The organism is Phenylobacterium sp., from assembly GCF_030654915.1.
In the GTDB taxonomy this organism is placed as follows: Bacteria; Pseudomonadota; Alphaproteobacteria; order Caulobacterales; family Caulobacteraceae; genus Phenylobacterium.
In genome coordinates this window covers 1-4,097 of sequence record NZ_JAURWM010000236.1, presented here as the reverse complement: position 1 = coordinate 4,097, position 4,097 = coordinate 1, and the positions used below count along the sequence as shown (strand labels likewise).

Below are 4,097 nucleotides of genomic sequence, written 5' to 3'. Positions count from 1 at the left end.
TAGAGCTTCTCGCGGGTGATCTCGGCGGCCAGCAGGCGGGCCGGCAGGTCGGCGGTCTGGTCGGCGGGATAGAACCAGGGCCCCTCCGGCATCAGGGCCGCGAGCCGGGCCTTCAGGTCGTCCACGCCCTGCCCGTCGGCGGCGGAGATCATGAACACCTCGGAATAGACGCCGGTCTCGAACAGGCGCTGCGACAGGGCCAGCAGCGTGTCGCGCTTCATGCCGTCGATCTTGTTGAGCGCCAGGATCGCCTTCTTGCCCGACCTCTGCAGGCCCTCGACAATCGAGACAACGTCGATGGCCGAGCGCTTGTCGGCCGACCGCGCGCCCGGCTCGGGGGCGGCCAACTCGGCGACCGAGTCGACCAGGTGGACGACGGTGTCGGCTTCCTCGGCCCCGCCCCACGCCGAACGGACCATGGCGCGGTCCAGGCGGCGGCGCGGCGCGAAGATGCCGGGGGTGTCGACGAGAATGATCTGGGCCTCACCGGCCATGGCGACGCCACGAACGGGGAAGCGGGTGGTCTGGACCTTCTGGGTCACGATGGAGACCTTGGCCCCCACCAGACGGTTGGTCAGGGTCGACTTCCCCGCATTCGGGGCTCCGATGATCGCGGCGAAGCCGGCGCGGGTGGTCATAGAGGTCCTTCTCGTTTCAATAGCATCGTTAGGGCCGCGGCCTTTTCGGCGTCCTGTCGGGACGGCCCCTGGGCAAGCTCAGGCTCATAGTCGCCGACGGTCACCGAGACGGTGAACGAAGGTGCGTGGTCGGGTCCTTCACGGCCCACGACCTTGTAGGCCGGAAGAGCCATACCACGTCCTTGCGCCCATTCCTGCAACTGGGTCTTCGGGTCCTTGATCCGCGGCTCGTCCAGCGCGGCGAACTCCTCGGTCCAGAACTCCAGGAAGAAGGCGCGGGCGGCGTCCAGTCCGTCGTCGATATAGAGCGCGCCGATCAAGGCCTCGCAGGCGTCGCCCAGGACGGTGTCCTTGTCGCGGGCGCCGATCTTGGTGGCGCTGGCGGCCATGCGCAGGGCGTTCGGCAAGCCGATCCGCCGCGCGACCCGGGCGCAGGCGTGATAGTTCACCAGGCCAGCCATCAGCCGGCTCATCTCGCCTTCGCGGGCGTCTGGATTGAGCGCCATCAACCGCTCGGCCGCGAGCAGGTTGAGCACCCGGTCGCCCAGGAATTCCAGCCGCTCGTAGTGCCGGACCTTCAACGCTCCGTCACCCACGCTGGCGTGGGTCAGGGTGCGCTCCAGAAGCTCGCGGTCATGAAAGGTATGGCCGATCCGGCCCTCAAGCTCGGCGACCGCTGCTTCGCGCTTGTTCATTGAAGGACGGTGAAGAACCGCTCGGGCCGGGCGTTCATCACCCAGGTCCAGGGCTTGAACAGCGAAGCGCCCGGGTTCCAAGACAACAGGATGAGCTGCGCCTTGCCGACCAGGTTCTCGGCCGGCACGAAGCCCACGCCATTTTCGGCGGGCGACACGCGGCTATCGAGCGAGTTGTCACGGTTGTCGCCCATGAAGAAGTAGTGGCCTTCGGGCACGATGAAGGTCTGGGTGTTGTCCACATCGCCGTCCGTACCGTAGTCATAGGTCACGAACTGCCGGCCGTTCGGGAAGGTTTCCTTGTAGCGCTGGACGTTGCGCGTGAAGCCGTAGCCCGAGTCAATCATCACCGGCGGCAGCGCCTGGTGCGGAATTTCCTTGTCGTTGATCCACAGCCGGCCTTCACGCATTTGCACGCGGTCGCCAGGCATGCCGATCAGACGCTTGATGTAGTCCGTGCGGCCGTCGCGCGGCAGCTTGAAGACGATGATATCGCCGCGGTTTGGGATGCGTTCCATGATCCGGCCGTCGAAGATCGGCGGGCTGAACGGGATGGAGTGGCGCGAGTATCCATAGGTGTATTTCGAGACAATGATGTAGTCCCCTTCCTGCAGCGTCGGCTCCATCGAGGCCGACGGGATGGTGAAGGGCTGGAAGAACAGCACGCGCAGGAACAGCGCGATAAGCAGGGCGTAGGCGACCGTTTTCACGATCTCCACGAACTCGTTCATGGCGCCGGTTTTATCCGGAGCGGCCGAGGTCTTTGCGCTGTCGGTCATCATGGGTCCTGCGATTTGTCCGAAACTGACGGACAGTTTGCCTAGCTAGACGCTGCATACGCCGGGAGCAAGCGCGCCGCCCGTGAACTCTGTGTCACGCGCTGTAAAGGCGCATGTGACGCGAGGCGGCGCGAACCGGGCCATGCGACCCTCCGTGCGATTGCAGCCCAGCTTACAGGGTCTATGAAGTGGCGCCATGAATCGCTCCGCCCTCCCCTGGTTGCATGTTCTTCTCGCCCTCGCGGTCGTGGCCGTGTGGGGGACGAACTTCGTCGTCATCCGGATCGGGCTCGACCATCTGCCGCCGCTCACCTTCGCGGCCCTGCGCTTCACCTTCGCTCTGCTTCCGGCGGTGTTCTTTCTAAAGAAGCCCGACGTGCCGTGGCGCAACCTGGCGGCCTACGGCGTGCTGATCGGGGCCGGGCAGTTCGGCCTGCTCTATATCGCCATGAGCGGCTTCATCTCGCCGGGCCTGGCTTCATTGGTCGTGCAGACCCAGGTGTTCTTCACTATCGGCCTGGCCATGTGGCTGGCCAAGGAGAGCATCCGCAGCTTCCAACTGGTCGCCCTGGCTCTGGCCGCGATCGGCCTTGTGGTGATTGTCGCCCATACCGACGCCTCGGTGACCCCGCTCGGCCTGATCCTGGTGCTGATCGCCGCGGCGAGCTGGGCCGGCGGCAACGCGTTCTCCAAGGCCGCCGGCAAGGTCAACATGCTGGCCTACGTGGTCTGGGCGAGTCTGTTCTCGGTCCCGCCGCTGCTGGTCCTGGCGCTGATCTTCGAGGGACCGCAGGCGATGATCCAGGGTGTGCGCGCCGCCGACACCGCCACCTGGGCGGCCGTTCTCTGGCAGTCGGTGGGCAATACGCTGTTTGGCTACGCGGCGTGGGGCTGGCTGCTCTCGCGCCACCCCGCCGCCGTCATCACCCCGATGGCGATGCTGGTCCCGGTGTTCGGGATGGGCGCCTCGGCGCTCTGGCTCGGCGAAAGTCTGCCGCCCTGGAAGCTGCTCGCCGCCGGCCTGGTGATGAGCGGTCTAGCCATCAACATCTTCTGGCCGGCCCTGGAACGGCGGTTCGCCCGCGCCTAGCAGCTTCGCCGAACCCTACTCCGGCAAGGCCTCGATGATCACGAAGGCCTGGGCATAGGGGTGGTCGTCGGTCAGCGACAGATGGATCACCGCCTTGTGGCCGGCCGGCGTCATCGCTTCCAGCCGCTTCAGCGCCCCGCCGGTCAAAGCCATGGTCGGCTGGCCTGAGCGCATGTTGACCACGCCCATGTCGCGCCAAAAGACCCCTGCCCGCATGCCCGTGCCCAGCGCCTTGGCGCAGGCTTCCTTGGCGGCGAACCGCTTGGCGTAGCTTGAGGCGCGGTCGGGCTTACGCTCGGAGCGGGCGCGTTCGACCTCGGTAAAGATGCGATGGGTGAAGCGTTCGCCAAACCGCCCTAGCGTATCGGCGACCCGCCGGATGTCGGAGAGGTCCGAGCCGATCCCGATGATCAAGCCGCTCTCCCGATCCGGGCCTGATCCATCAGGCTGCGCATCCGCTGAATGGCCGGCGTCAGGCCGACGAAGATCGCTTCGCCGATCAGAAAGTGACCGATGTTCAGCTCGGCGAGTTCGGGGATCTCGGCGACCGCCTTGACCGTCTCGTAGTCGATCCCGTGGCCAGCGTGGACTTCGAGGCCCAGGCGCGCGGCCTCGGTGGCGGTGGCCCGCAGATTGGCCAGCAGCCGCCCGGCCTCAGCCGAGCCTTCGCGCACGGCGTCGCAATAGGCGCCGGTATGCAGCTCGACCACCTGGGCGCCCATCGCCTGGGAGGCCGCGGCCTGGGCTGGATCGGCGTCGATAAAGCAAGAGACCCGGACGCCGGCGTCGACCAGCTTACGCACCACCGGCGCGATGTGATTGTGCCCGCCGGCGACGTCGAGGCCGCCCTCCGTCGTGCGTTCCTCGCGGCGCTCGGGCACCAGGCAGGCGGCGT

Annotated in this window: 6 protein-coding genes; 1 reads left to right on the top strand and 5 read right to left on the bottom strand. The window is 66.7% G+C overall.

Annotation, left to right across the window (positions count from 1 at the left end; translation table 11 throughout):
* The 3 genes from era to lepB all read right to left on the bottom strand — a co-directional run.
* Nucleotides 1-638, bottom strand: a 638-nt coding sequence (gene era / locus Q7T84_RS12085; RefSeq protein ID WP_304809134.1) for a GTPase Era, incomplete at its 3' end; no start/stop codon positions are given.
* The gene (gene rnc / locus Q7T84_RS12080; RefSeq protein WP_304809131.1) at nt 635-1,333 is read right to left on the bottom strand and encodes a ribonuclease III; all 699 of its coding nucleotides are present in this window, start codon (nt 1,331-1,333) and stop codon (nt 635-637) included. The genes era and rnc, both read right to left, overlap by 4 nt.
* Complete coding sequence (lepB, locus tag Q7T84_RS12075) at nt 1,330-2,112, bottom strand: signal peptidase I (RefSeq protein WP_304809129.1); 783 nt, start codon at nt 2,110-2,112, stop codon at nt 1,330-1,332. Before lepB ends, rnc begins: the two co-directional genes overlap by 4 nt.
* Before the next feature lie 196 nt (nt 2,113-2,308).
* Here lepB and Q7T84_RS12070 point away from each other — a divergent pair, with 196 nt between their 5' ends.
* Nucleotides 2,309-3,202 carry an EamA family transporter gene (locus Q7T84_RS12070; protein WP_304809127.1) on the top strand — a complete coding sequence of 298 codons (894 nt, stop codon included), beginning with the start codon at nt 2,309-2,311 and terminating at the stop codon, nt 3,200-3,202.
* A gap of 15 nt (nt 3,203-3,217) precedes the next feature.
* Here the strand turns inward: Q7T84_RS12070 and acpS are convergent, their stop codons facing one another.
* Both acpS and Q7T84_RS12060 read right to left on the bottom strand, forming a co-directional pair.
* Entirely contained in the window at nt 3,218-3,616 is a 399-nt protein-coding gene (gene acpS, locus Q7T84_RS12065; RefSeq protein WP_304809125.1) for a holo-ACP synthase, read from the bottom strand.
* Nucleotides 3,613-4,097, bottom strand: a 485-nt coding sequence (locus Q7T84_RS12060; RefSeq protein WP_304809123.1) for a pyridoxine 5'-phosphate synthase, incomplete at its 5' end; no start/stop codon positions are given. The genes acpS and Q7T84_RS12060, both read right to left, overlap by 4 nt.